Source organism: Timaviella obliquedivisa GSE-PSE-MK23-08B (assembly GCA_019358855.1).
GTDB classification, from domain to species: domain Bacteria; phylum Cyanobacteriota; class Cyanobacteriia; order Elainellales; family Elainellaceae; genus Timaviella; species Timaviella obliquedivisa.
In genome coordinates this window covers 231067-254965 of sequence record JAHHII010000003.1, presented here as the reverse complement: position 1 = coordinate 254965, position 23899 = coordinate 231067, and the positions used below count along the sequence as shown (strand labels likewise).

Sequence of the window (23899 nt, the reverse complement as noted above, 5' to 3'; positions counted from 1 at the left end):
AAGAAGGCGGGTTAGATGCCCGCCTTTGTTATCTTTTTCTATCGTCCTAGTCGCTGCCGAATCTGTTGTGTAAACAGTTCCACCTCAGGTAGCCTAAACTGGCTCACCATGAGACTAAACGTTAACAAGCCTGCGGCTCCTGCGATCGCAAGCTGTAAGACTTGAATCAAAAAGTTTTGGGCGCTCCACCCATTTTGCAGCATCGTTAATATGCCCCAACTGGTTACGCCCGAAAGGATACTGATTAAGGTTAATCCACAGATAGACGCAGCCCACGATCGCCAAGCCAAACCCCCAAGCCGTCGATTCAGAAAATAAGTTAACGCAATTACTGAAAGAACATTGACGCTCACGGTTGCCAAAACCAAACCCTGTACGCCAAAGGGCAGCAGCAAATAATCAAACAGCGCGTTCAAGAAAATGTTAACCAGGCTGATCTTGAACGGCGTATCGCTATCACCCAGCGCATAGAAAACCCGCACTAAAACATCCCGGCTCAGATAAACAAACATTCCTATCGCATAGGCAATCAGCACGGTTGCAACCAGTTGTGAGGCTTCTGTTTGAAATGCGCCGCGTTGGTAGACTACCCGGACAATAGAAGTCGAGAGAGAAATCATGAGACCGCTCAGGGGCAGCATAACGATCGCCGTAATCAATATCCCTTGACGAATTCGTTGCTTCAGTGCCCCCCAGTTTTGCGGATCAGAAAGTTGAGAGAAAACGGGCAGCAATGGCACCAAAATCACGTTAGAAAGAATCCCTAGAGGAGTCTGCACGAGCAGATTGGCGTAATCTAGAGCCGATACCGCAGCGGAAGGTTTCTCTAAATAAGACGTGAAATACATGTCGGTGTAAACGTTGATTTGCAGCATTCCTGAGGCAAATAACGCAGGACCCATGACTGTTAAAACATCTTTAACTACAGGGTTTTTAAGGTCAAGGCGAAGCCGGAAGCCGCCCAAGCCTGCTTGCTTTTGGGCGATCGCTTGTGCCACCCACTGCAACACCGTCCCCACCACAAATGCCCCAGCCAAAACGCTACCGCCCAGCAAAGCGTACTGGGGATCACTGACTTGACTCCCTAGCCAAAATGCTAGCCCTCCCACTGCTACTACAATCGTCACGCTCGACAGCAATGGACTGATAGAGGGCAACCAATATACATCCGCTGCATTCAAAGCCCCAAAGCCAATACCAATCATGCCCGCGAACCACGCCGTCGGAGCCATAATTCGCAGTTGATGAATCGCGATTTCTCGCACCAGCGGTTCTTTCTCAGCCAAGCCTGGTGCTACTAAGGTCAAAAGCTGCGGCGCGGATACTACTACGATCGCCGTTAACACCAGCATGACCAGTCCCACTAATGTAGAAATCGTCTCGATTACTGGCACCGCCTCGCGCTTATCCTTCTTGGCGAGAACACTGACCATAGCGCTATGGAACGGGCCGTTAATTCCACCCAGCAAGATCAAGAAAAAGCTAGGAATGATCGTAGCGAACTGATAAGCGCCGTATGCCGACCCTACCCCAAACACAGCCGCCACTAGTATTTGACGACCCAGCCCAAAGACTTTACTAACCAGAGTGGCGATCGCCACAATACCTGCAATGCCAGCCAGCGATCGCGATGATTTCTTTAATTCGGACGGTCTTTTCGATTCAGACACAGGAAGCTCACAAGAAATGGGTTCCCGGACATCGCGTCCGGGCAATTCACACCTACCCATTTAACCGTAAGTTGTCCCAAGGGTAGCATCGCCACCCGACGACCTATTCTTCTAAATCGACCTCTTCAATCTCGTCTTCATCCTCATCGGCGCTGCCTGAACTGGTTGGAGTCACAGAGTTTGCAGAAACCACAGCCCCCATCTCCAGTTTTTCTCGCACCAACTTCTCTACCTCTTTCGCAAATTCGGGTTTCTCTTCCATGTACTTAATGGCGTTATCGCGGCCCTGGCTAATGTTTTCGCCGTTGTAGCTATACCAGGCACCGCGCCGCACGAGGATATTCATTTCCTCAGCCAAGTCCATCAGACAGCCTAAGGTAGAAATGCCCTTACCAAAAATGATGTCAAACTCGGCAATGCGGAAGGGAGGAGCCACCTTATTTTTCGCCACCTTGACTTTGGCGCGAGTCCCGTATTCTTCAGTTCCCTTCTTGAGGGTTTGAATCCGACGAATATCGAGCCGGAGGGACGCATAGAATTTGAGGGCATTGCCGCCTGTTGTGGTTTCTGGGTTGCCGTAGGAGATCCCAATTTTTTGGCGCAACTGATTGAGAAACACGACAGTACAGCCAGTTTTGCCAATATTTCCCGTGATTTTCCGCAGGGCTTGGCTCATTAAACGGGCTTGTAAACCGACGTGCACATCGCCCATTTCTCCTTCAATTTCTGCCCTTGGTACCAGAGCCGCCACAGAGTCTACCACCACAATATCGACAGCGGTAGAACGAACCAGCTGATCAACAATTTCTAGCCCCTGTTCGCCTGTATCGGGCTGGGAAACAAGAAGATTAGCGATATCTACCCCGATCGCCGCCGAGTAAACGGGATCAAGAGCGTGCTCAGCGTCGACAAAAGCTGCAACGCCACCTGCTTTCTGGATTTCAGCAATAATGTGTAGCGCTAACGTTGTTTTACCAGAGCTTTCTGGCCCATAAATCTCGACAATTCGTCCTTTGGGAATACCGCCGCCCAACGCTAAATCAAGGGTGAGCGCCCCACTAGGAGTCGTTTCGATCTTCATGCGACCTGCATCGCCCAGGCGCATAATTGTACCTTTACCAAAGGTGCGATCGATTTGTGTTAACACCAGGTCTAAGGCTTTTTCGCGCTCTGAACCTTCATTATTTTTAGTAGCTTTAGCCATTCGTACCTCAGGGCAAGATTTTGCAAAAATTTAGAACCGGGCAGACAAATTAATATAAGTTGTAGCGTCTTATCGGCAAAATGCCGAAAGACGTTAGTAGTAACCTCGTTGAATTCTTGAGCGATTTCTAAGTCTACTCTTAGAATTTACTTTGGAATAAGCTCTGCTCTTTAAAGGGGAATTGACCGTTCAGCAAACTGCTTCAGGGCAGCAAGATTCCTTTAAAATGAGGACGTTGCACCAACCTATATTCTAGCTCGTTTTTGATTTAACCATACAAATGTACTAAATTGAATTAGACTTGGCGCTAAACTAAAAAAATCTGGTGTTGCTCAATGAAGCTATGAAGCTGCTCAAAGCCCCTTTCCTTTAGGAGAGGGGTTGGGGGAAAGGTCTCCCTAGTTGCGTTGGCGACTGAACCTAACCCCTACCCCCTTCCCTAAGAGGGCAGGGGAACCGGATTTTCATGGCTTTTTTTAGCAATGCCGACTAAAGAAAATCCTTGGGTTATGAACGATAATTTTCCTAGTCTGATTATTCCTGACACTGCTCTTTCGGTGGCAGGGCTGACTTCCTATATTCAAGACTTGTTAGAGCAGGATAATCAGCTTGTTCAGGTTTGGGTAACAGGGGAGGTTTCGAGCACCAATCATTATCAGAGCGGGTTGTTCTTTACGCTGCAAGACCCTGAGGCTAAGGCAACCCTTAGCTGCGTCGTTTGGAAAAGTCAGATGGGTAAGTTGGCGACGCTGCCCGTTCAGGGAGAGCAAATTATCCTTCTAGGTCGAATTAGTGTCTATCCTCAGCGGGGTAGCTACCAGTTAGTGGTGTGGCAGGTGTTGCCCGCAGGCGAGGGGCTACGATCGCTCCGTTACCGCCAGTTGCGTAAGCGGCTAGAACTAGAAGGATTGTTTGATGACGATCGCAAACAACCTCTGCCGCCCTACCCTCAAGCGATCGCCGTAGTCACATCCCCCCAGGCAGCGGCTTGGGGAGACATCAAGCGCACCCTCAAGCGCCGTCATCCGGGAATGCAGGTGTTGTTATCACCAGCCCTGGTTCAGGGTGACCAGGCACCTGCCGCGATCGTCCAGGCGATTCAACGAGTCGAGCGAGACGGACGAGCCGAGGTGCTGATTTTGTCGCGGGGCGGTGGGGCAGTGGAAGACCTGGCTTGCTTTAACGATGAACGAGTAGTGAGAGCAATCGCTGATTGCCCGATCCCGATCGTCTCTGGCATTGGGCATCAGCGGGATGAATCGCTGGCAGATTTGGTTGCTGATGTTTGTGCTCATACGCCCACGGCAGCAGCAGAGCAAGCCGTACCTAATCTCAGAGATGTCATTGCCGATCACCGCGATCGCATTGCCCTACTGCACCAAACTACGCAGCAAGCGATCGATCAATCCAGTGCGCAGGTTCAACGGATAAAGGGCAAAATTCGCCGCCTTCACCTCGATCGCCAAATCAGACAGCAAGGGCAAGCGATCGCTTGGATGCGCCAACGTTTGACTCAAAGTGCCCTCCAACCCGTTCAGGAAGCCACCCAGCACTGCGAATTACTCCGCCAAAAGCTCAGTGCGCTTGATCCAGCCGCTGTTTTAAGCCGAGGCTACGCCTTAATTCGTCACACAGACGGCACTGTTGTCCGATCCACTGCACAACTAATGCCAGGGCAAGCACTCACAGTCCAGTTAGCCCAAGGACAAATGCGAGTCACTGTACAAGAAATCACCACCCCAGAGCAAAACTCATGAGCAAGCGTTCTAAAATTACCGAAACTTCTGAACCCGTAGAAGTCGACATTACTATGCGCCTTCCGGCAAATTGGCGTTACGAAGCAACTGTCGCAGAAATTGAGGCGACTATCGAGCAGATTGAAAGCGGAGAACTTCCTTTATCTGAGGTGTTTGACCAGTTCTCTACAGCCGTTGAGCAGTTGCGCCAGTGCGAGGGATTTCTGAATCGCCAGCAGCAGCAGGTAGACCTACTCATTGAGACGCTGTTAGATGAGCCTACCGAATAGGATCATGCACGGTTACTAGCTTCGTGCCATCAGGGAAAGTAGCTTCGACCTGGACTTCATGAATCATTTCAGGGATGCCTTCCATGACTTCTGTCCGGGTTAGCAGCGTTGTGCCAAAGCTCATGAGTTCGGCAACCGTGCGCCCATCCCTGGCGCCTTCAAGAATAGCCGCAGAGATGTAGGCGATCGCCTCCGGATAGTTCAGCTTAACGCCCCGAGCTTTCCGCCGTTCGGCAACTAGCGCGGCAGTAAAAATCAGCAATTTGTCTTTTTCTTGAGGAGTAAGCTGCATGGTTAACCTACATTCCCATAATTTCGTAACCAGCATCTACGTATACAATTTGTCCCGTAATGCCGCTGGCTAAATCGCTACATAAAAATGCTGCCGTATTGCCCACTTCCTTCTGCGTCACCGTCCGCCGCAGCGGAGCCACCTTCTCCACATGGTGAATCATATCTAAAATTCCACCCACCGCCGAAGATGCCAGGGTGCGAATCGGTCCTGCCGAAATGCCATTAACTCGAATATTGTGACCCCCCATTTCAGCCGCCAGGTAACGCACATTCATCTCTAGCGCCGCCTTGGCAATTCCCATAGTGTTGTAGTTAGGAATGACCTTCACACCGCCCACATAGGTCATAGTTACGATGCTTCCCCCTGCCGTCATCAAGGGCTTAGCGGCATGGCTGAGGCTTACCAAGGAGTAGGCGCTGATATCGAGTGCTTGAGTAAAAGCCTCCCGCGAGACATTGCTGAAATCTCCCACGAGCGCATCTTTACTAGCAAACGCCAGACAGTGAATGAGGATATCGAGCTTGCCCCACTTCTCTTTCACCGTGTCGAAAGTTGCTTGTACCTGAGCCTCGTTTTGAACATTGCACGGCACAAATAACGAGGGATTCAACGGCTCTACCAGTTCTCCGACTTTCCCTTCAAACCGTCCCTTCTCGTCGGGTAAATAGGTCACCCCAATATTTGCCCCTGCCGCATGAAGCTGTTGCGCAATTCCCCAGGCGATCGAGCGGTTATTGGCAATCCCCGTGACCAAAGCATTCTTCCCAGTCAAATTCAGCATGTCCGTTGCTCCCAGCAATTTGGCGCACCTATCAATTTGGCGCACCTATGGAGAATACTGAAAAATGGTGCAGATGCATAGAGGCAAGATGAGATAGAGGCAGGATTAAGGATAGGAAAACTTTGTGTCTCTAAATTTCATGGCAGAATACTGAACCCTTCTCTCTTTTTGACAAATTCTTACTGATTTTCTCTGCTAAAGCGGATGAAGAAAGAAATATGTAATTTTTAATACGTAAAATACTCCGAAAGTTAAGTTTAGTGTTTTAAAGTCAGAGGTTGCTCACAGAAATTAAATCTCGGAACAATTATGTTCACACGCGAACAATTTAGTGTGATTATGTTCACAAGTGAACAATTTAGAAAATGCTTAATGGCTATTTCTGAATCCTTCTAATTGGTGTTCTAAGCTCGCTGTTAGGGAAAAACTGCATGGTAGCGTTACAAGATAGACCATTAGCGAATGTATTCCGTCAACTCGGGGGGAGTGCTTGCCCGCCTATCCTAGAAACCTTCGATCGCGGCAAAACGATTTTCTTTCCGGGTGATCCGGCAGAGCGAGTCTACTTTTTAGTCAAGGGCGCAGTGAAGCTATCGCGGGTTTACGAAGCGGGTGAAGAGATCACGGTTGCTCTGCTGCGAGAGAACAGCGTGTTTGGCGTGCTATCCCTCATTACGGGGCAACGAGCCGATCGCTTCTACCATGCAGTCGCATTCACCCCCGTAGAATTGCTGTCAGTGCCGATTGAGCAGGTTGAAAAAGCACTCAGAGACAACCCCGAACTTTGCCTGATTATGCTGCGAGGTTTGTCGTCTCGGATTCTGCAAACAGAGATGATGATTGAGACATTGGCACACCGAGATATGGGTTCGCGGTTGGTAAGCTTTTTGCTGATCTTGTGCCGAGATTTTGGAACTCCTACAGGAGAAGGGATCACCATCGATTTAAAGCTTTCGCACCAGGCGATCGCAGAGGCGATCGGTTCTACCCGTGTTACTGTGACTCGTTTGCTAGGCGACTTGCGCACCGATGAAATGATTTCTATTCACAAGAAAAAGATCACAGTTCATAATCCAGTGACGTTAAGCCAGCAATTTAACTAGGTTGTTATGTGGCTTTGGTTCCGGTGGTGGCTTGAGTCTAAAAGATCACTAGCAGCGGGTGAAGCAAGTTGTTTGGGAACTTACAGATAGAACATCAATTTTCTGAGAAATATGTTTTACTCCAGGAGAATTAATAAGGATACTCAGAAAGTTGAAGTCTGGGAATGTGAGTGGTCAAACAAAGGCACCGGAGTGGCGAAAAAGGAATACATTCGCAATTTGGGTGACGAAGAAGCCATTGACTTCTCGCACGATGACTATAATGCAGCCGATGCCGTTTGTTGGGCTCCAGGCAGAACGATCGGAAATATTGCAGTTAGCTCAGAGGAAGCCTTCGGTATGTTTGAAGGAGCCTCTGGTGATGATGCTATTCTTCCTTGTCAGATAATTCCTGCTGGCAAGTTTCGGAATGGAGCAAAACGGTGGTACTGCAAAACCCATCAAATACACTGGGGGGTAAAAGCTGATTACGCAGCCGCATCTGAATCAGGGGAAGTGAGATGCAGCAATCATCTCACCAAGATGAGCTATGTAATTAACCCATTGGAAATAGAGTTTAAGGACTTTGAAGAAATTGGCATTTGGTGCTCTCTTCCTCCAGCTTTATCCTCAGAGTGTATCGAAAAAAGGGCTCCCAAAATTCATGTACACAAGCGATTTAGCAGCAGGGTAAATAAGACTGTAGATAGAGATTTTGACGCTATTGTTTGTTCTTACAATGAGAAACTTAGCTTATTTAAAAATCCAGAGATCACAAGAATTTAGGTAACACCTCCCGCTGCATTTGAGTTTGTCCGGTCGATTGAGGAAGACCGAACAATGTCTTGTATTACGTGTAAAAAGTGTGGCTACCCACATCTTGATTTAGGTGACTTTGCGACTAGCCCCCACAAAAAGCATTTTTGTGGGAACTGTGGAACCGACAGCATTTGGAGCACCGAACCCATCGTTTCCACTCCACTCAAGCCATTACATGATCAGTTTAGTAATAGCAATACCTATACTGTTCCTGATAGAACTTTATGCCTAGATGATTATGCTGGACTAAAATTTGAAATATGGGCATCTACTCCAGCAGTCTTGTGGACAGCAGAACGTCCGCAAGAAAAAGGAATACATGTTCATGTATACGAAAACGGTAGGCGAATTGTGGATGACACATTTGGTACAGTAATTTTTCAAGACGAAGAGTTGCAGCGAACTGCCATGTGGGGCAACATGGTTCAAAATACGCTGTACTAAAAGCGCCTAACAAGTGTGTGTACTCGGAACAGAGGTTTATGCAATTAGTTATGATGCAAAGTGCAATGCCGTCCGGTGACGCGCCTGCCGTTATGCGCTTATACTGACTGTGCAAATCCCATGAGCCTAATCAGTGCCCGTTCAGTTACCCGAAAGGAACGTAAAGCTCATGAGTCAGACCTTTGAAATGGATGATGATTTACGCCCTGAATACGACTTTACTCAACTCTCTGTTGTAGCATGTGGTCAAGGACGCAAAAAATCTGCCCTAACTATCCAGTTAGATCCTGATGTGGCGACAATTTTTCCAGATTCTGGGTCATTTAATGAAGGATTGCGCCTGTTGATGAGACTGATTCAACATGCCCTGTCCCATCCAGATGTATAGTCGGTGATAGGAACTGCTATAGCGACTCAGGCTCTTGCCCAGACACCACAGGCGCGATCGCATTCAACTGTAACTCTGGATGATCGCCCTCCACCTGCTGACAGTTCCACTCATTCCGGAACAGCAATACAGGTCGCCCCCAGCTATCTTTTACCGTCACAGTATTGAACAAACGACCTGCCTTTTTCAGCGCTTCCCAGCCACCCACGACCCAACGGGCAACGCTATAGGGCAAGGCTTCCAGCATGGTTTCAACACCATACTCGTTTTGTAGACGAAACTGCACCACTTCAAATTGCAGTTGCCCGACTGCTGCCAGAATCGGATCGCGCTTAGCTTCATCGGCAGAGTACATAATTTGAACTGCGCCTTCTTCCCGCAATTCGTTCACGCCCTTGCGGAATTGTTTGAACTTGGAAGGGTTAGGATTTTTAAGGTAAGCAAATAACTCTGGCGAAAAACAAGGAATGCCCTCGTACTCCATTTTCTGCCCGTTAAAGATGGTGTCGCCAATGGCAAAAACGCCAGGGTTATTCAAACCAATTACATCGCCAGGATACGCTTCGATCACCGATTCCCGATCTTGCCCAAATAGCTTTTGAGGATGGGAAAGGCGCACCGATTTACCCGTGCGAGCATGACTGACCACCATATCTCGTTCAAACTTGCCAGAACAGACGCGAATGAAAGCAATGCGATCGCGGTGTTTGGGATCCATGTTCGCTTGCAGCTTAAACACAAATCCTGAAAACTCCGGATATTCAGGAGTAATGTCGCCCAAAGTACTACGACGAGAACCGGGCTTCAGAGCGTAGTCTAAAAACGAGTTGAGGAAAAGCTCTACTCCAAAATTAGTCATGGCGCTACCAAAAAACACGGGAGTCATTTTGCCTTGATGAATCAAGTCCAAATCAAATTCAGAGCAAGCCCCGTCCAACATCTCTAGATCTTCTTTGAGCTTGTAATACAGATCCTGTTCCAGCAAATCTTCAATGCGGGGATCGCCCAAATCAATCACCGTCTCGGTAGCTTCGCGGCTACCGTGGGCACTACGCTCGAACAAATGAATTTTACGGGTTGTACGATCGAACACGCCTTTGAAGCGATCGCCCATGCCAATCGGCCAGTTGACAGCGTAGGTCTTCAAATCCAATTCGCTCTCAATTTCGTCCATTAGCTCAAACGGATCACGCCCAGGGCGATCGAGCTTGTTGAAGAATGTAAAAATAGGAATTCCCCGCATTCGGCAAACCTCAAACAGCTTGCGAGTTTGCGGCTCTAAGCCCTTCGCCGCATCTTCCAGCATGACCGCATTATCAGCAGCAGCAAGAGTACGGTAGGTATCTTCACTAAAATCTTGGTGTCCCGGCGTATCCAGCAGATTGATCCAGTAGTTGCTGTACTCAAATTGCAGCACCGTCGAGGTGATCGAAATACCCCGTTGCTGTTCCATCGCCATCCAGTCAGACGTGACGTGTCGCTGTGCTCGCCGCGCCTTGACTGCGCCTGCCTCGTGAATGGCACCCCCGTACAACAACAGCTTTTCAGTCAACGTTGTTTTCCCAGCATCGGGGTGGGAAATGATGGCAAAGTTGCGACGATGGGCGATCGCCTCAGCTAAGTTTGGGGATTCTGCGGTGGACATATCTACGCCTACTCAGGGAATGCTCTTCATTATACGAAATGCGTTCCCAGCAGATCTGACTTTATTCAGCAAAAATGATTTTATGGTACAAATGCTGATCGCCTGGTAGATGTTTATAAGACCCAATGGACAAAGGCAACAACTTACCCCCTAATCTCCATCCTTATTGTTGTTACCCCACCCCGACTGCTCAGAATCTCGATCGTCCTCATCCCCGTCGTCATCGTCGTTGTCCTGTCCTTGCTGCTCAGAGTTCTGCTCATCGTTATCATCGTTCTCCCCATTTTGTTGAGGCGTATTTGGATCATCATCCCGATCCGCTTTGTTCTCTTGAACGGTTTGAGGACTACCTGACTCTTCTTGACCTGAAGGCTGACCGCAGCCTGTCAGAAGCCCCATACCTGTCAAAAATACTACGCTAGCTACTACCAAAACCTTAGGAAACTTTGCAATCATGACCATGTTTCTAACCTCCACTTAAGGCAGTTTAAAACTTAGCAAGCTTCCGAAGAATTAAGGGATAAAGTTTTTCTATGACTACGATTGATGCTAACAAAACTATCATTCGTGGTAAAGTCTAGCCTGCCCCATGATCCTGTTACTCTCTACGAATGACGAGTCGCGCGCCGAACAATCCAGTAGCTGATAGAAAGCGCAAAAATAGCAGTTGCTAAAGCAATTAGCTGAAAGCCATTGTCTTTAGCAAAGTCAAAGATAATAATTTTTCGAGCCACTGCTGTTAAAGAAGTCACTACCACTAACTCAAGCTGAACCGTATGGTTTTTAAGATAAGCGGTGATATTTTCGAGAACTTCTAACGCAATTAAAACGTTTAAAAATAAGCCAAATATTTCAATAATAGTCACGCTGAAGAGCTTGTCAGGTTCGGTAAAGCTATCATTAAAAATAATTTCTTTGATTAGAAATAAGAACAATTCAACGACGGTAGTTAGCAAAACGCCAACCATGGCGATCGAGAGTATTTTAGAAACCCATTTTTCTACTTCCCTCAGGGCAGCCAAAAAGCTCTCATCGCTGCCAGCGGCTCTAACAGACGTAAAAAAGTTTTGAAAGAACCTCATAATTAGAAGGGAGTCAGGATAATGTGGCTGGCGATAACGCCATTACTAAAATACTTCCTACTGGGGATCAAAATCGATAGGATTTAACCCCAGAGAACTATCAGTTTTGAGTATGGTTGGTGGTGCTTTATGCTTAATTTGCATCTTTTAGTCAAGCAAAAAGCCCTAGATTTAGGGTTTCATTTAGTAGGAATTGCAAGTGTTGATGACTCGATCGCAGACGAGCAGTTAAACCCTGTAGACTATCAGAAGAAGGGCGACCCTTGCGGTAACGACGAAGCCGATCGTGCCTCTTGTTCGGAAGCCAACACTCACCTATCGACCTGGTTAGCAGCAGGATATCATGCGGATATGGGCTGGATGGAGCATCCTCAGAGGCAAGATATTAGACTGTTAATGCCTTCGGTACAGTCTGTAATCTGTGTGGCGCTCAATTACTATACTCCCCACGATCGCCCCTCTGGCAAAGAATACGCCAAAATTTCCCGCTATGGCTGGGGACGCGACTACCACCGGATTTTGCACAAAAAGCTAAAAGCCTTAGCCCTTTGGCTAGAAGCTCAGAGCGAAACCCAAACCGTAACTCCAAACGACTCTATTCAGGCCCGTTACTATGCCGATACTGGAGCCATTCAAGACAAAGTTTGGGCAGAACGTGCTGGACTGGGCTGGATCGCCAAAAACAGCAACGTTATCACCCGCAAATACGGCTCCTGGGTCTTTTTGGGCGAAGTCTTAACCAACGCTAAACTCACCCCCGATCGCCCTCATACTGCCCACTGTGGCACCTGCACCCGCTGCCTTGAAGCTTGCCCTACCCAAGCTATTAGCCCCGCTTTTGTAGTAGATGCAAATCGCTGCATTGCTTACCACACCATTGAAAACCGAGCCGAAGAAATTCCTCCGACGATCGCTCCTCATCTCCAGGGTTGGGTTGCAGGTTGCGACATTTGCCAAGATGTTTGTCCCTGGAACCAACGCTTTGCCCAAGAAACCAACGTTGCCGAATTTCAGCCCTATCCCCAAAACATTGCCCCAACGTTAGAAGCGATCGCCCAGATTACTGATGAAGATTGGAACCAACGATTTCCTGCCTCGGCTTTGCGCCGCATCAAGCCTCGGATGCTCAGACGCAATGCTCAAGCAAATTTGAGAAATACAAAATGAAAATTGGAATTGTCGGCTTAGGACTGATTGGCGGCTCCCTGGCGATCGACCTGCGCCAACTGGGTCACACGATTTTGGGTGTCAGCCGTAGCCCTCAAACTTGCCAAGCAGCGATCGCCCGTAATATCGCTCACCAAGCCAGCCCAGAACTGAGCCTCCTTGCTCCTGCTGAAGTCGTTTTTCTTTGTACGCCGATTGCAGCCCTGCAATCTACCGTCAAACAACTGATCCCTCACCTAAACTCCGCGACTATCCTGACCGATGTAGGTTCAGTTAAAGCTTCTGTGGTTGAAGCGATCGCGCCCCTCTGGCAAAACTTTGTGGGAGGACACCCCATGGCAGGCACCGCCGAAAGTGGTCTAGATGCAGCCCTCTCAGGTCTCTTCATCGATCGCGCCTACGTCCTTACGCCCACCTCTAAGACTCCACCTGCCGCAGTAGAAGTCGTGGCTGAGATTGCCCGGTCGCTTCAGTCTAAAGTCTACCAGTGTCACCCAACTGATCACGATCGCGCCGTCGCCTGGATCTCCCATCTGCCCGTCATGATCAGCGCCAGTTTGATTTCTGCCTGCATGGCTGAGGTTGACCCAACTGTTTTAGATTTAGCTCAAAAATTTGCGAGTTCTGGCTTTAAAGATACTAGCCGAGTCGGCGGCGGTAACCCAGAGCTAGGAGTCATGATGGCACGATATAACCAGGCAGAAATGGTGCGATCGCTCTATGCCTACCGCCATGAGATCGACCAATTGATTGAACAAATAAAGCAAGGAAACTGGACAGAATTAGAGAGAAAGTTAGAGAAAACCCAGGGCGATCGTCCCTCATTCCTTTCCCGATAAAGACTCCAACGGCTCAAATATCTCAAAGCCCAGCGCGCTTCGTAACTCTGCTAACTCATCCCGGTGAGCAGTTACCGTCAACAGACGTTGCTCGGGCATTCCCTCTACCGTCAAAGACTCCACCTTTAAAGCAACTTGCTCCTGCCGCCCCGACTTATTCCAGTAAAAAATACCTGCTACTGGAGCCACAACCACCAGTGCCGGGAAAAACCTTGCCCCCTGCGGGAACAGATAAGCCAATACCAGCGCCGCACAGAAACTTCCGCTGGCAGCTATCAACGTCAGAAATACTGCCAAAAAAGCACTAGGACGCACAAGACCCTCAAACGTTACCAAACTCTGAGCCGCATCTACCGACGCAATTCGATACGATCGCTGGGTAAAGTACTGCTGAATTTTTTCTCGTAAAGGCTCCTCAGGCAATTGCGTCACTAACCTAATGACCTCAATGCGATCTTTGGTAGAAGCACGAATGAAGAAAAATAGCCCAATCACCATCAAAGCAGTGAGCAGAACCGTGGATGAAAGAACAGGCATAGAGATATTGGCGTAGAGGACAAGGCAAAACCCGATCACTTCAGCTTACCCGGAACTGCCATCCCAAAGCTTTAGACAGACAAAACGACTGGATTAAGCATTGCCTAACCCAGCCGCATCATTTTCACCCGGTACTAATGCGATGCTGCTTGAACAGATTTACCAGCATAACTTTGCCAAAGACGAGAGAGTTCATTCGCCTGCTGTTGCCAGTCAGGACTAATTTGGTACATCCGTCGAGGACGACCCCGACCCTCAACTTTTTTCCAGTAACCCGTAATGGTGTTGGCATCTTCCAAAAACTTAAGAGCACTATAGAGCACCGTATCCGACAAGCGATAGGTCGGGTACTCGTGCTCTAAAAGGCTAATCAGTTCGGTTCCATAAGAATCTCGACGAAGTAGCACAGCCAGCACATAGCAGACTGCTAGTTCTTTGTTGAGATAGAACGGGGGTGGATTACGGAAGAATTGGTGAATATCGTCGAATGTAGTCATAATTGCTTACCTAACCCAGTGGACAATTCAACGCTGGCAGTTTTTTGAGCAAAGATTTAACCCATGATTCAGTGATTCTGAATCAATTTGCACATCTTTTTGCAATAACTGAAACTGACCCAATCTAAAAACCAATGCCAGCCGAAGGGAAACTTCACGCTATGGGGACATTATGAGCGTGCGTTTAGAGCTTAGTTAACTCAAGCTCAGGGCAGCGTCAAAAAGCGAAAGAGCGAAGAAGCCCGGCAACAACCTTGATTTTCCTTCAATCTAAAAGTGATTCGACAGAATCACTTGCTCTACTTGTGTAAAGAGAAATTAGATTAAAGCTAGCCAAGAAGAAACACAGAGAGCGAGACCGAGCTAAAAAAATGAGGTAGGTTTAGTAGTAATGGGTTACTCCCAATGGTTGCTACTTAATAATTGTCTCATTGTAGTGATTCCCTGGCAGGCATTGCTGCCTGTCTTTACAAGCCGTCATGCTATCTTAGTCCTGATAGTGGGATTTGTGGGATGAGTGCGGGCGATTTCTCATTAATTTTTAACCAAGTCCAGGTTTTATGAGTGAAGCGAAAAGCGATCGCATCCCTTATAAATAAACCGTTGACAGAGATTTATCAAGTTCGAAAAAAGTTAGTATTTTATTTTGTGTCGTTTCAAGTCAATTTATTTTAAGGCAGGCATTCACAAAAAAGTCAGTGGCTTAACCTGTTCAAACTAATCCAGCGCGAAGAGCCACAACTGCCGCCTGTACCCGATCGTCTACCGCAAGCTTGTTCATGATGCCTCGGACATGAGTCTTAACTGTATTGGGGCTAAGGTACAAAACTGTTGCAATTTCGGGGTTACTGCGCCCTTCGACCATCAGCTTCAGCACTTCTACTTCTCGGGGTGAAAGCTGTCCTACAGCCGTAGATTCAGCACTGCTATGGGGGGGCTTGAGTTGCTCCATCACTTGACGAGCAACGATCGGATCGAGGTAGCTGGCTCCTTCATGGGCAGATGCGATCGCCCGTATCAGTCCATCCACGCTTGTTCCCTTGACGCAGTAAGCATCTGCCCCACTGGCTAGAGCAGCAATTACCTCATTATTAGCAGTATGAGACGTTAGCATGACTACTCGTACAGTGGGCAATGTTGCCTTAATTTTCTGGGTTGCGGCGATGCCATCCATCCGGGGCAAGCCAATATCCATCACAATCACGTCTGGCAGAAGTCTCGTAGCCGCTTCTATTGCTCGATAACCGTCCTCTGCTTGTCCCACAACAGTTAGACCTTCAGCATTAGAGAGAGACTGTTCTAAGCCCAACTGCATCATTGGATCATCTTCAACAATTAAGACCCGAATGGAGGATGTTTCAGAGGGGATATTCATGAATGCTTTCCATTGAATTTTTCGATAGAACTTGGGCACTTCAGTGGCTCTGCCCTCTAATAGCGCTTATTTTACCGTGGTGTTCAAGTAAAGTCCCTAAGTCAATCGATCGGTTAACCAGTAGAGCATCAGGGCGATCGCTAGAGCTGGCAAGAAGGACGCTAGCCGAATTTTCGTGACGGCTAGCAAGTTTAATCCGGTGCCTACAATGATTAATCCGCCGACTCCCGTAATCAAAATTACAGGTGGAGCCGTAGCCGGATTGGGCAAGGTTAAAAGCCCTGAAGTGAGGGAAAGCCCACCTTGATAAAGCAGAATCGGCAGGCTGGAAAAACCGACTCCTATGCCAAAGCTGCTGGTCAGGGCGATCGCTGCCAACCCGTCAATTGCCGACTTGAGCACCAGCACCGTGTTATCTCCGGTTAACCCATTACTCAGGCTACCAATTACTGCCATCGGTCCGATGCAGAACAGCAAACTCGCGGTTACAAACCCCTCGGTAAATCCGCCCTCGCCCTTAAACCTTCGTTTGAGCCAATGCCCGATCGCCTCTAACCGCTCTTCTAGCCGCCACCATTCTCCTAATAATCCTCCTACTACCATCGCCACCATCCCCAAAATCACCCCATCCCAGCGCCCTACCTGCACCTTCCCCAAGCTATTTGCCATGCCAATTCCCACCACCATTACCGTCAGCCCCACCCCTTGAGTAATGACCTGCTGCATCTTCTCTGGCAGCCGCCCCCGCACTCCTAACCCCAGCCCCGTACCGACTAGAATTGTCGCGACATTAATCCACGTTCCGCTGGTTTTACCCAAAAAATCAAGCGTCATGTTTATTCATAGATAAAGAGAATGGCTCACAAAAAAAAGCAGGGGAACTCCCCCGCTTTATTATAAAAAGACGCTTAGATCAAGCGCCCTAATTCGCCATCCTAGTAAGCCAGACCCATGCTACGGGTGGTTTCTGCGCCCAGGTAAACCCGGATGCTGAGGAAGTCGGTTGGGCAAGCTGTTTCGCACCGCTTGCAGCCTACACAGTCTTCTGTGCGAGGCGAAGAAGCAATCTGTGCAGCCTTGCAGCCGTCCCAAGGAACCATCTCCAGAACGTCAGTAGGGCAAGCACGAACGCACTGGGTGCATCCAATACAGGTATCGTAGATTTTGACTGAATGAGACATTGATATAGTGGCTCCAAACTATTTGATGTGTACGGCTTTACTGCTGGAACTCACACAAGATGCTAAATTCCCACAATAAACCGCACCCTGAGTTCTCCAATCGAAACCAGTTTACAGTAGTGCTTTTACGCAGTTCTGAGAATGCTTGCAAAACTTTAAAGTTCGTAATATCCAAAAGTCTTAAGATTTTCGGTGGGTTGCCTCAAAATCCTCTAACTTTCGGGTTACATGATTCATTAGACTCGTCTGTTAGTTTCTAGTTAATTTTTGATAGGTTCGGACTAAGACCAAGATCTCAAAGCAAAAGGAAAAAATAAATCATGGGACTTTTAGATCAACTCATGGGTGCAGTCAGCAATCCTAACCAGCAAGCTAACCCTGACCAGCTTGGCGCTATTTTCAATGCAGTTCAACAAATATCTGGAAATCAGGGCGTTGCTCCATCTGCAACCCAGTCGGTGTTATCGGCGCTGGGCGGTCATGTCAAAATGGCTTTGCAGCAGCAACAGCAGACCAATGGCGCAGACGGAGTCGCATCAATGGTGAGTCAACTGAGCGGCACAGCCCCTAGTGCAGGAGCGCTGAATGCAATTTTTGGCGGCAATCAGCAGCAGGTGGTTCAGTCGGTGTCACAGCAATCGGGCGTTAATGCCAACACCATTCAGGCGATGCTGCCTGCTTTAATTCCTGTAATTATGAGTATGTTGCAATCTGGAGCTATGACCCAGGGTGGTGCGCCGGGTGCGAGTGGTGGAAATCCCTTATTAAATGCTTTCTTGGATGGCGATCAGGATGGAGATACTGATTTAGGGGATCTAATGTCGATCGCTGGCAGGTTCATGCGATAGGTTTGTCTAGTACCTATGAAGCGTGTTAAGCGCAAGTGTGGGGTAAGGCGATCGCCTTACCCCATAATTATTGGAAGTTTTTAGAGGACTAACTTTATATAAGTTAAGAGATTCTTCATAGCATCCTCAAGCTATAGCTTAGTAAAGTACGGGTACACTGAGGGTCGAGCTTACCTGATGAGACGCTGAACCTGAAATGTTTCAACCCTTGCCTAGTTTCTATGATCCAGAGAACTGTAGAAATGAGTCGGAGGTTGAGAGTAAATTTATTGTTCAGTATTTGTTGCCTGCTTTAGGCTACCCGCCGGAAACTTGGCATCAAGAAGTTACGTTTGAAAATATTCGCTTAGATTTTTTGGCGATTGCTTCCACGCTGTTCGGCTGGAACGGTCATCTGATGGTCGTCATTGAGGCAAAGCATCCTAAGCAAAACCTGTCGCACCATGTTCGGAAGTTTCGCCGTTACCTTGATGAATTAAATGTGCGTTATGGCTTGTTAACCAACGGTCGGCAAATCAGAATCTATGAGCGCACCTCAGAAGGATTGCATCTACGGCTACAAATTTTAGGACAGGAAGTTCCTCAGCGAATTGATGAACTACAAGCATTAGTTGGCAGACAAGCTTTACAGCAAAAGCCGCTGCCTTCGCCCTCAGATTTTCCCATTTCAAAACAGCAGGAAAAGCAACCCATGAAAACGATCGCGATTTATCACAACAAAGGTGGCGTTGGCAAAACTACTACGGTCGTTAACCTAGCCGCCGCTTTAAGTAAACAGAAAAAGCGAGTACTAGTAATTGACTTGGACAGCCAAGCAAACACTACGTTCGCAACTGGGCTGGTAAAGTTCCAAGACGAGTTGAGCGATACGATCAAAAGTAACTACGTCTATCACGTCATTGTTGAGAAGAACAAATTCCCGATTCACGAAGTTGTCCGGCGCTCAGATTTTACAACTCCTCCTTTTGATGTACTTCCCAGCCATATTGACTTCATGGAGCATGAGCAGGAGCTAATTCAACTTCCAGCGGCATTAACTCGTTTGGTTAAGAAGCTTAAAGATGTAGAAAACTCCTACGATATTGTTTTAATTGACACACCACCATCCCTAAATCTCTATGCCCGAATTGCGCTGATTTCCGCAGATTATCTGCTCATTCCTTCTGATTTACGCCCTTTTGCTAATGAAGGACTTCGGAATGTATGGCGGTTCGTGACTGATGTTAACGAGTTTCGAGAGTCGATGGGTCGGAGTGCTTTAGAAATATTAGGAGTACTGCCTTCTAAGATCAGCACTGCCGCTAAGTTTGTAGAATACACTTTACCAAAAATGGAAGCCATCGTCAGTTCACAGTATGGGTTCTCACTGCTTAAATCAAGAATTTTCGAGCGCCGTGATACGTCCGCAGCCGTGGAGCAGTCTATAGAGATCGGTGATTTGGAGATTCCGAATCCAACCTCAATTTTGGACTACAAACCAAATTCTCAAGCCGCAGAAGAGTTTGAAGAACTAGCACAAGAAGTGCTGAGCTTAATCCAATCTTGAACTATTGTCTGAACAATGAGAGGCAAGTAGAAAGAACTAGATTTCCGAGGTGTTAGTCTATGGCATTGTTCACTTCCATTGTTGACTTAGAGAGTATTAGAGTTCCTGACTCTGACTTTGAACCCGAATCGCACGCAACAGAAATCGAAGCTTTAGCACGGAAAATCTTGCATCTAGAAGCTTCGATTCATATTCCAGTAGTGCGATCGCTTGGCATTGACGAATACGAACTTGTTTCAGAACACTTGACTTACTACGCGTATCTCAAAGCACGAGAATTAGATGAGGAACTTCCTGAGCAACTGATGGTGTTCATCATGGATGCCAAAAATGAGGATGACATTCGCGGTCAGCTAGAAGTTACAGAAAAAATTCGTCAAGTGTCTGGGGGCGGTTCTGGGGATACAGACCTTAAACTAGGCAATCTAGAGGGTCAAGTAACGCAAACTTCTGAGCAAATGCTTAAGGCGATTGATCAGCTTAAAGCTGATTTTCTAGAACTAAAGCGCGATTTATCAACAGAAAGAGAAGCTCATGAGAAAAACGAGAGCGATACAAAACTTCCGCAGTCTGTTCTACCACTTGAAGCCTTTAATCGAATCTTAGAACCCGCGATCGCCCGCGACACGACCAGTAAAATTGCATTTTTAGGCGGCAAAAAGCCTCAAAAAATTGTTCAAAAGCTGCAAGCTTTCAAACAAAAAAACCCTGAGCAAAAGTTTAGAAGCTTTGCAGAGGTTTTAGAGGCAATTCGGGGAGAGAGCCTTTTATCCGAAGCAAAAATGCTAGAAGTAATCGATCGCTGGAATTAGCTAAGAAAAAAGGGTGAGCATTGCCCACCCCTTAAATTTAATTAAGCTAGGAATTTCTAACGCTTAACTAGTTTCTTAGACATCTTTCGCAAACGAATAGAATCTGGGGTAACTTCTAAAAGCTCATCTGGTCCAATGTACTCCAGCGCCCGCTCCAGACCCATATCGATCGGAGTTTGAAGCTGCACTAGCTCTTCACCGCCCGATGCGCGGTGGTTTGTAAGTTGCTTAGACTTACAAATGTTGATCTCCAGGTCTTGCTGGCGGTTATGTTCGCCCACAATCATGCCCTTGTAGACCTTGGTTCCAGGAGAGATAAAGAATGCACCTCGATCTTCAGCATTCTTCATGGAGTAAGCAGTCGAAGTGCCTTCTTCAAAAGAAATTAGCACCCCATTCCGACGAGCATCGATCGCAGCAGTAATGGGTCGATAGTCGAGGAAGCTGTGGTTCATGATGCCGTCACCACGGGTTAAGCGCATGAACTCACCCCGGAAACCAATCAAGCCCCGTGCTGCAATAATAAACTCTAGCTGGGTGCGACCGCCGTTGGCACTGACCTGCATGTCTTGCATTTCGCCTTTGCGTTGACCCAATCGCTCAATACAGCCGCCGACGCTATCTTCGGGCACATCAAGAACGAGTTGCTCGAAGGGTTCGCAGGGTTGACCACTGACTTCGCGGTAAATGACCTTGGGTTGGGAAACTTGGAACTCGTAGCCTTCACGGCGCATAGTTTCAATCAAAATACCCAGGTGTAGTTCACCTCGACCTGCCACAGAAAAGCGATCGGGAGAATCGGCTTCTTCCACTCGCAGCGCAACGTTGGTTTCTAGCTCACGGAACAGGCGATCGCGCAACTGCCGCGACGTGACAAACTTACCTTCCTGACCCGCAAACGGCGAATCATTTACTAAGAAAGTCATCTGCAACGTTGGCTCATCCACCTTAATCAGCGGCAAGGCTTGAGGATTGTTAGGGTCAGTAATAGTTTCGCCAATGTTAGCGTCAGCAAAACCTGCAACTGCAATAATGTTGCCAGCCGTGGCTGACTCAATTTCGATTCGGTTCAAACCTTTGAAACCCAGTAGCTTTGTAACTCTGGCTTTAACGATCGCCCCTGTTTCAGTCACCAGCGCCGCCTGCTGACCCATTCTAATTTCGCCATTGTGAATTCTCCCAATGACAATTCGCCCCAAGTAATCAGAGTAATCTAGCGTTGTCACTTGCAACTGCAAAGGCTTCAGCGGATCGCCCACCGGAGGCGGTACATGGTTAAGAATGGCGTTGAACATGGGCTTCATGTCCGTTCCTTCTTCATCCATCCGATCCTTGGAGTAGCCCGCCAAGCCCGATGCAAACAGGTAAGGGAACTCGCACTGAGCATCATCTGCGCCTAGCTCTAAGAACAAGTCAAGAACCTTATCAACGGCTCCGTGAGGGTCGGCTTGGGGGCGATCGATTTTGTTGACTACTACGATGGGACGTAAGCCTTTTTCTAACGCTTTTTTAAGGACAAAGCGAGTCTGAGGCATAGGACCTTCGTTCGCATCGACGATTAAGATGCAGCCGTCTACCATGCCCAAAACCCGTTCCACTTCGCCACCAAAATCGGCGTGTCCGGGGGTATCTACAATGTTAATTAAGGTGTCACCATAGTTAACGGCAGTGTTCTTAGACAAAATAGTAATGCCCCGTTCTCGCTCCAGGGTATTGGAATCCATTACACAGATCGGAACCTCTTCGCCCTCTCGAAATGTGCCGGATTGTTTCAACAGTGCATCAACCAGAGTTGTTTTGCCGTGGTCAACGTGGGCAATGATGGCAACATTGCGAATAGGCAGAGTCATAAGAATGGTTCCAGCGTAGGGGACAAAAAGTCTAAATGGGTACTGGCTTCCGAGATCGATACAAGGCATCCCTTGCAGGTTGATTTCTTTAAACTTAATTAAGGATTTTAGTTAAGAAGCCTCAATAATTCTAGCGTAGGACTTGACAACTCGTGTGAGTTTATTCCGACAGAATCGATTAATTAGAGGCTTGAGAGGATGTCTGAGAAGTATCAAAGATTCTTACACTCGCCCCCCAACCCCCATTTTGGGGGACTTCCGAACCAATGCTCCTTCAAAGTCCCCCAAAATGGGGGATTTAGGGGGCGGATCGGACAGCAATCTAGACTTCTCAGACATCCTCTGAGGACTAAAGGCTACTTTAAAACCTAAGCTGTAGAATAAAAAAATAAAAAAATGGCTCAGAAATGACATATCTTATGCCGAAGAACATAAAAGCATTGGCTTTTGAATTTCGGGAGGCATGGCAGTCTGAGGTATGGGGAGTCAAAAAACTTTATCAAGAATCGGGATTTGGGGCAGAGAAGGCTTCCTTACAGGCATCTCAAGGCGGCTCATGCTCGTGATCACAGGTCTAGCTGTTGCTCTCATAGTTCACTTGCCACTGGCGGCGATCGCTCAAGAGGCTTCAAATCTTCCAGTCTCAGAACTCAGAGGCGTGTGGCTTACTGACGTAGACAGCGACGTTTTATTTTCTAAACGCAATCTTAAGCAAGGTATTGAGCGTCTCGAAAGCCTCAAGTTCAACACTATTTATCCTACGGTGTGGAATGAGGGCTACACCCTTTATCCGAGCGAAGTTGCAGAACGGGTAACGGGCATTAAGCTTGACCCCGACCCTAGATTGGAGGGACGAGACGTTTTGAAGGAGGCGATCGAACTAGGGCACAAAAAAAACTTGACAGTTATTCCCTGGTTTGAATTTGGGTTAATGGCTCCGGCAGAGTCGGAACTGGTGAGACAGCACCCGAATTGGATTGGCAAACGCAAAGACGGGAGCCAAATTTACACCATGCACAGCAAGCAAATGGTGTGGCTTAACCCTGCGCATCCAGACGTTCAGGACTTTATTCGAGACATGATGATTGAGGTGGTTCAAAAGTACGATGTCGATGGTGTTCAGCTTGATGATCACTTTGGCATGCCAGTAGAGTTGGGCTACGACGATTACACGATAGAGCTTTATAAAAAGGAACACCAAGGCAAAGCACCACCGGCTGATCCCAAAAATAAGGCTTGGATGCGGTGGCGTGCCAGCAAGGTGACTGATCTGATGCTGACAATTTACTCAGGAATCAAAACACGCAAGCCCAATTGCATCGTTTCGGTGTCTCCCAATCCGAGGGAGTTTTCTTACGAGATGTTCCTACAAGACTGGGCAAGCTGGGCACGGTTGGGGTTTGTTGATGAGCTAATTGTGCAAGTTTATCGCAATGATTTCAGCCGATATTTGTATGAGCTAGCAGATTTTAACCGCCCTGAAATGGTCAGTATTCGGCGGCGCATTCCGGTAAGCGTGGGCATTTTGACGGGGCTGCGGGTAATGAACATTGACATTAGCCAAATTCAGAAACAGGTGCAAACTGCCCGCGATCGCCGTTTCTCAGGCTTCTCCTTTTTCTTTTATGAGTCGTTGGGCGATCGGGATGATGCTTTTCAAGCGATGCTCATTGGTTCAGCCGATCGTCCTGGCAGAGTTTCGCTCACTCGCATTGCGGCTCCTCCAGAATCTAGCCAGCCAGAATCTAGCCAGCTAGAGAGAGTAGAAAGAGTAAGGCGGGAGCGATCGAACCGTCCAAGCGATAACTAAA

At 47.8% G+C, this 23899-nt stretch carries 23 protein-coding genes and 1 pseudogene; 11 read left to right on the top strand and 13 right to left on the bottom strand.

Going from position 1 to position 23899, the window contains the following annotated elements:
* Positions 1-38: 38 nt before the first annotated feature.
* Both murJ and recA read right to left on the bottom strand, forming a co-directional pair.
* Positions 39-1730, bottom strand: a complete 1692-nt coding sequence (gene murJ / locus KME11_07115; protein ID MBW4514978.1) for a murein biosynthesis integral membrane protein MurJ — start codon at positions 1728-1730, stop codon at positions 39-41.
* Positions 1731-1773: 43 nt separating this feature from the next.
* Positions 1774-2874 carry a recombinase RecA gene (recA, locus tag KME11_07110; GenBank protein ID MBW4514977.1) on the bottom strand — a complete coding sequence of 367 codons (1101 nt, stop codon included), beginning with the start codon at positions 2872-2874 and terminating at the stop codon, positions 1774-1776.
* Between the two features lie 509 nt (positions 2875-3383).
* Here recA and KME11_07105 point away from each other — a divergent pair.
* Entirely contained in the window at positions 3384-4631 is a 1248-nt protein-coding gene (locus KME11_07105; GenBank protein ID MBW4514976.1) for an exodeoxyribonuclease VII large subunit, read from the top strand.
* A 53-nt stretch (positions 4632-4684) separates the two neighbouring features.
* Positions 4685-4900 (top strand): exodeoxyribonuclease VII small subunit, encoded by a 216-nt coding sequence (xseB, locus tag KME11_07100; protein MBW4514975.1) that lies wholly within the window; start codon positions 4685-4687, stop codon positions 4898-4900.
* Here xseB and ureA read toward each other — a convergent pair.
* Both ureA and fabI read right to left on the bottom strand, forming a co-directional pair.
* Positions 4890-5192 (bottom strand): urease subunit gamma, encoded by a 303-nt coding sequence (gene ureA, locus KME11_07095; GenBank protein MBW4514974.1) that lies wholly within the window; start codon positions 5190-5192, stop codon positions 4890-4892. The two genes, xseB and ureA, sit on opposite strands and share 11 nt — an antisense overlap.
* Before the next feature lie 7 nt (positions 5193-5199).
* A complete protein-coding gene (gene fabI, locus KME11_07090) occupies positions 5200-5976 on the bottom strand; it encodes an enoyl-ACP reductase FabI (protein ID MBW4514973.1) in 777 nt (258 codons plus the stop codon).
* Positions 5977-6407: 431 nt separating this feature from the next.
* Between fabI and ntcA the strand changes: the two genes are divergently transcribed.
* The 3 genes and pseudogenes from ntcA (at position 6408) to KME11_07075 (ending at position 8709) form a co-directional block, all read left to right on the top strand.
* A complete protein-coding gene (gene ntcA / locus KME11_07085; GenBank protein ID MBW4514972.1) occupies positions 6408-7079 on the top strand; it encodes a global nitrogen regulator NtcA in 672 nt (223 codons plus the stop codon).
* Between the two features lie 111 nt (positions 7080-7190).
* Positions 7191-8321 (top strand): annotated as a pseudogene (locus tag KME11_07080) (hypothetical protein).
* A gap of 169 nt (positions 8322-8490) precedes the next feature.
* Complete coding sequence (locus KME11_07075; GenBank protein ID MBW4514971.1) at positions 8491-8709, top strand: hypothetical protein; 219 nt, start codon at positions 8491-8493, stop codon at positions 8707-8709.
* 16 nt (positions 8710-8725) lie between these two features.
* Here KME11_07075 and prfC read toward each other — a convergent pair whose 3' ends face one another.
* The 3 genes from prfC to KME11_07060 all read right to left on the bottom strand — a co-directional run bounded on the left by prfC (position 8726) and on the right by KME11_07060 (position 11436).
* Positions 8726-10354 (bottom strand): peptide chain release factor 3, encoded by a 1629-nt coding sequence (gene prfC / locus KME11_07070; GenBank protein MBW4514970.1) that lies wholly within the window; start codon positions 10352-10354, stop codon positions 8726-8728.
* A 150-nt stretch (positions 10355-10504) separates the two neighbouring features.
* Positions 10505-10816, bottom strand: coding sequence for a hypothetical protein (locus KME11_07065; GenBank protein ID MBW4514969.1), 312 nt, complete (start codon positions 10814-10816; stop codon positions 10505-10507).
* Between the two features lie 143 nt (positions 10817-10959).
* Positions 10960-11436, bottom strand: a complete 477-nt coding sequence (locus KME11_07060; protein MBW4514968.1) for a phosphate-starvation-inducible PsiE family protein — start codon at positions 11434-11436, stop codon at positions 10960-10962.
* Positions 11437-11565: 129 nt separating this feature from the next.
* Between KME11_07060 and queG the strand changes: the two genes are divergently transcribed.
* Positions 11566-12603, top strand: coding sequence for a tRNA epoxyqueuosine(34) reductase QueG (queG, locus tag KME11_07055; protein ID MBW4514967.1), 1038 nt, complete (start codon positions 11566-11568; stop codon positions 12601-12603).
* A complete protein-coding gene (locus KME11_07050; protein MBW4514966.1) occupies positions 12600-13442 on the top strand; it encodes a prephenate/arogenate dehydrogenase in 843 nt (280 codons plus the stop codon). The genes queG and KME11_07050 overlap by 4 nt, the downstream gene beginning before the upstream one ends.
* On the opposite strand, the gene KME11_07045 is transcribed toward KME11_07050, so the two are convergent.
* The 5 genes from KME11_07045 to psaC form a co-directional block, all read right to left on the bottom strand.
* Positions 13425-13985: a cofactor assembly of complex C subunit B gene (locus tag KME11_07045; protein ID MBW4514965.1), complete on the bottom strand. Its 561-nt coding sequence runs from the start codon at positions 13983-13985 to the stop codon at positions 13425-13427. The genes KME11_07050 and KME11_07045 overlap by 18 nt on opposite strands.
* 128 nt (positions 13986-14113) lie before the next feature.
* Positions 14114-14476, bottom strand: a complete 363-nt coding sequence (locus KME11_07040) for a PadR family transcriptional regulator (GenBank protein ID MBW4514964.1) — start codon at positions 14474-14476, stop codon at positions 14114-14116.
* 712 nt (positions 14477-15188) lie between these two features.
* The gene (locus tag KME11_07035) at positions 15189-15851 is read right to left on the bottom strand and encodes a response regulator transcription factor (GenBank protein MBW4514963.1); all 663 of its coding nucleotides are present in this window, start codon (positions 15849-15851) and stop codon (positions 15189-15191) included.
* A gap of 96 nt (positions 15852-15947) precedes the next feature.
* Positions 15948-16685: a DUF554 domain-containing protein gene (locus KME11_07030; GenBank protein ID MBW4514962.1), complete on the bottom strand. Its 738-nt coding sequence runs from the start codon at positions 16683-16685 to the stop codon at positions 15948-15950.
* Between the two features lie 101 nt (positions 16686-16786).
* Positions 16787-17032 (bottom strand): photosystem I iron-sulfur center protein PsaC, encoded by a 246-nt coding sequence (gene psaC / locus KME11_07025; GenBank protein MBW4514961.1) that lies wholly within the window; start codon positions 17030-17032, stop codon positions 16787-16789.
* 320 nt (positions 17033-17352) lie between these two features.
* Here psaC and KME11_07020 point away from each other — a divergent pair, with 320 nt between their 5' ends.
* The 3 genes from KME11_07020 to KME11_07010 all read left to right on the top strand — a co-directional run bounded on the left by KME11_07020 (position 17353) and on the right by KME11_07010 (position 20238).
* A complete protein-coding gene (locus KME11_07020) occupies positions 17353-17880 on the top strand; it encodes a DUF937 domain-containing protein (protein MBW4514960.1) in 528 nt (175 codons plus the stop codon).
* Between the two features lie 196 nt (positions 17881-18076).
* The gene (locus KME11_07015) at positions 18077-19426 is read left to right on the top strand and encodes an AAA family ATPase (protein MBW4514959.1); all 1350 of its coding nucleotides are present in this window, start codon (positions 18077-18079) and stop codon (positions 19424-19426) included.
* A gap of 59 nt (positions 19427-19485) precedes the next feature.
* The gene (locus tag KME11_07010; GenBank protein MBW4514958.1) at positions 19486-20238 is read left to right on the top strand and encodes a hypothetical protein; all 753 of its coding nucleotides are present in this window, start codon (positions 19486-19488) and stop codon (positions 20236-20238) included.
* A 56-nt stretch (positions 20239-20294) separates the two neighbouring features.
* Here KME11_07010 and typA read toward each other — a convergent pair whose 3' ends face one another.
* Complete coding sequence (gene typA / locus KME11_07005) at positions 20295-22088, bottom strand: translational GTPase TypA (protein MBW4514957.1); 1794 nt, start codon at positions 22086-22088, stop codon at positions 20295-20297.
* Positions 22089-22566: 478 nt separating this feature from the next.
* Between typA and KME11_07000 the strand changes: the two genes are divergently transcribed.
* Positions 22567-23898 (top strand): family 10 glycosylhydrolase, encoded by a 1332-nt coding sequence (locus KME11_07000; GenBank protein MBW4514956.1) that lies wholly within the window; start codon positions 22567-22569, stop codon positions 23896-23898.
* Position 23899: the final 1 nt, after the last annotated feature.

Coding starts and splice junctions, on each gene's coding strand:
- ntcA (MBW4514972.1), top strand. CDS start 6,408: ATGGTAGCGTTACAAGATAGACCATTAGCGAATGTATTCCGTCAACTC.
- KME11_07105 (MBW4514976.1), top strand. CDS start 3,384: ATGAACGATAATTTTCCTAGTCTGATTATTCCTGACACTGCTCTTTCG.
- KME11_07010 (MBW4514958.1), top strand. CDS start 19,486: ATGGCATTGTTCACTTCCATTGTTGACTTAGAGAGTATTAGAGTTCCT.
- prfC (MBW4514970.1), bottom strand. CDS start 10,354: ATGTCCACCGCAGAATCCCCAAACTTAGCTGAGGCGATCGCCCATCGT.
- KME11_07065 (MBW4514969.1), bottom strand. CDS start 10,816: ATGGTCATGATTGCAAAGTTTCCTAAGGTTTTGGTAGTAGCTAGCGTA.
- KME11_07075 (MBW4514971.1), top strand. CDS start 8,491: ATGAGTCAGACCTTTGAAATGGATGATGATTTACGCCCTGAATACGAC.
- xseB (MBW4514975.1), top strand. CDS start 4,685: ATGCGCCTTCCGGCAAATTGGCGTTACGAAGCAACTGTCGCAGAAATT.
- typA (MBW4514957.1), bottom strand. CDS start 22,088: ATGACTCTGCCTATTCGCAATGTTGCCATCATTGCCCACGTTGACCAC.
- recA (MBW4514977.1), bottom strand. CDS start 2,874: ATGGCTAAAGCTACTAAAAATAATGAAGGTTCAGAGCGCGAAAAAGCC.
- KME11_07015 (MBW4514959.1), top strand. CDS start 18,077: ATGTTTCAACCCTTGCCTAGTTTCTATGATCCAGAGAACTGTAGAAAT.
- KME11_07060 (MBW4514968.1), bottom strand. CDS start 11,436: ATGAGGTTCTTTCAAAACTTTTTTACGTCTGTTAGAGCCGCTGGCAGC.
- murJ (MBW4514978.1), bottom strand. CDS start 1,730: ATGGGTAGGTGTGAATTGCCCGGACGCGATGTCCGGGAACCCATTTCT.
- KME11_07030 (MBW4514962.1), bottom strand. CDS start 16,685: ATGACGCTTGATTTTTTGGGTAAAACCAGCGGAACGTGGATTAATGTC.
- queG (MBW4514967.1), top strand. CDS start 11,566: ATGCTTAATTTGCATCTTTTAGTCAAGCAAAAAGCCCTAGATTTAGGG.
- KME11_07040 (MBW4514964.1), bottom strand. CDS start 14,476: ATGACTACATTCGACGATATTCACCAATTCTTCCGTAATCCACCCCCG.
- KME11_07000 (MBW4514956.1), top strand. CDS start 22,567: ATGGGGAGTCAAAAAACTTTATCAAGAATCGGGATTTGGGGCAGAGAA.
- KME11_07020 (MBW4514960.1), top strand. CDS start 17,353: ATGGGACTTTTAGATCAACTCATGGGTGCAGTCAGCAATCCTAACCAG.
- psaC (MBW4514961.1), bottom strand. CDS start 17,032: ATGTCTCATTCAGTCAAAATCTACGATACCTGTATTGGATGCACCCAG.
- fabI (MBW4514973.1), bottom strand. CDS start 5,976: ATGCTGAATTTGACTGGGAAGAATGCTTTGGTCACGGGGATTGCCAAT.
- KME11_07050 (MBW4514966.1), top strand. CDS start 12,600: ATGAAAATTGGAATTGTCGGCTTAGGACTGATTGGCGGCTCCCTGGCG.
- KME11_07035 (MBW4514963.1), bottom strand. CDS start 15,851: ATGAATATCCCCTCTGAAACATCCTCCATTCGGGTCTTAATTGTTGAA.
- ureA (MBW4514974.1), bottom strand. CDS start 5,192: ATGCAGCTTACTCCTCAAGAAAAAGACAAATTGCTGATTTTTACTGCC.